Origin of the sequence: Fastidiosipila sp., from assembly GCA_012511175.1 — a bacterium.
Classification (GTDB): domain Bacteria; phylum Bacillota; class Clostridia; order Saccharofermentanales; family DTU023; genus UBA4923.
On sequence record JAAZGO010000041.1, the window covers coordinates 1 to 1,836 of the forward strand.

Annotated in this window: 1 protein-coding gene; it reads right to left on the bottom strand. The window is 61.9% G+C overall.

Going from position 1 to position 1,836, the window contains the following annotated elements:
• Positions 1 to 934 precede the first annotated feature (934 nt).
• The coding region (locus tag GX839_07720; GenBank protein NLB05340.1) for an ATP-binding protein at positions 935 to 1,836 on the bottom strand (902 nt) is incomplete at its 5' end.

The window sequence follows — 1,836 nt, forward strand, 5'->3', positions numbered from 1 at the left end:
CGCGGATTAATCAGGAACTCAAGAACTCAAGAATGGTGCAAGAATGCGCGGTTTCCACAAACAAATTCCTGATTTCATGAGTTCCTGATAAAAAACCAGCAGGGAATTGCAATAAGTCAACACTCCCTTCAGCCGGAAGTCAACAAGGGCCTTCAGGCCCGCGAAGCCCTTTTTCCTTTGGAAAAAGGGGTCATGGGAACGGGGCTGAAGCCCCTGAACCACTTCCGCCTGAAGGCGGTACTCCGACCGGGGCAGCTAGCCGGAATATTGACTTGGAACATGGCGCTCTTGGCGTCTTGGCAGTTTTTTTATCGCCTTTGTGCGGCTCGTCGGTCACGCGCGTAGCGACGTGACGGGGACGGCTCGCCCTGCCTTCCGTTTGCTGTACCGTGAGCTTGTGCCGGGGTGGCGGGCGGGGCGGTTCGGTACAGACGCCGCCAAACTTTAGAACTCCTGAACTTTAGAACTTCTCCCACGCTCCATCACTCCATCGCTGCGGCTAGCCGGGACGGCTTCGCCCTACCACGCTGGCGCGCCGGCGTGGCACCATTTTCGCACGTTTCCTTTTCGCCGTTAAAGGAGAGATCACTGGGGGCTTTTGCACTTTGGCTGTTTCCTCTTCTGCGCGGGCCGGGTCCCGCGGTAGAAAGCGCGGCCGGGTCCGCGCACTCAAAACCGCTTGCGCACGTAGTGCGCCACGCGGGGGTGGCCGAACAGACCTATTTGCATGAGTACCTGGCGTCCGGCTAGTAGACGCGGCATCCCTGCCGCGTGCGAATGTGGCTCAAGCGAAAGCCGGAGGGGCGGACTGCAAGCCCACAACTGCAAGGCCATGCGCGTTCCATCGCTGGCAAGCGGGACGCTTGCCCCACTTTTCATGCGCTTCACGAGCCCCCCTGTCGCCAGCCGATTATCTGAAGGGGCGATGCGGCGTTCAACTTCCGCTCTCGTCCTGCTCCAGCCAGTCCGGCAGGTACAGGCGGCGCACGCCGCGGATGTCGTTGCCGAGCTCGCGGTCCAGGGTTAGCAGGAGCTTGGGGTAGTTGTCCTTCAGCGCCAGCAACGGGGCGACCTCCCGTTCCAGCGTGGCGGCGGTCGGCAGCAGGTAGGCGACCTGCACGTAGAGACGGGCGTCGCCACGCTCGGCCACGAAGTCGATCTCGCGGTCGCCCATGCGGCCGATGGCGATCCGGTAGCCGCGCCGCAGCAGTTCCGTGCAGACGACGTTCTCCAGCAAGCCCCCGATGTCGTCGGCCCGGTAGCCGATAACAGCGGTCCGCAGTCCGGTGTCGTTGACGAAGTGCTTCTCGTTGATCTCCAGATGGCGGCGGCCCTTTAGATCGTACAGCGGCACCCGGTGCGTCAGGTTGGCCTCCTCGAACCAGCGCAGGTAGTTGAGGATCGTATCCACGCCGACGGAGGTCTTCTGGTTCTTCAGGAAGGCGTTGATCCGGCTGGCATTCGTGAGGTTGCCGAGGTTGTCGAACACATAGCGGGCCACTTGCTCAAGCAGGGCATGATTGCGGATCTGGTGCCTGCGGACAACATCGCGCAGCATGATCGAGTCGTGAACGGCCATCGCGAAGGGGCGGAAGGTTGCTTCGTCCAGCGGCCCAAGGTGGTGCAGTCCGGGAAGCCCGCCGAAGTGCAGATAGAGGCCGAAGGCCCTGGCCGCATCCTCTTCTGTAAGCGCGTGGAAAACGCGGAACTCGGAAAACGACAACGGAAACACCGGAATCTCGACAAACCGGCCGGCGATCTTTGTGGCCAGCTCGCCGGAAAACAGACTGGCGTTCGAGCCGGTGATCACGACATCGAGGTCGGCACGCCCCGACC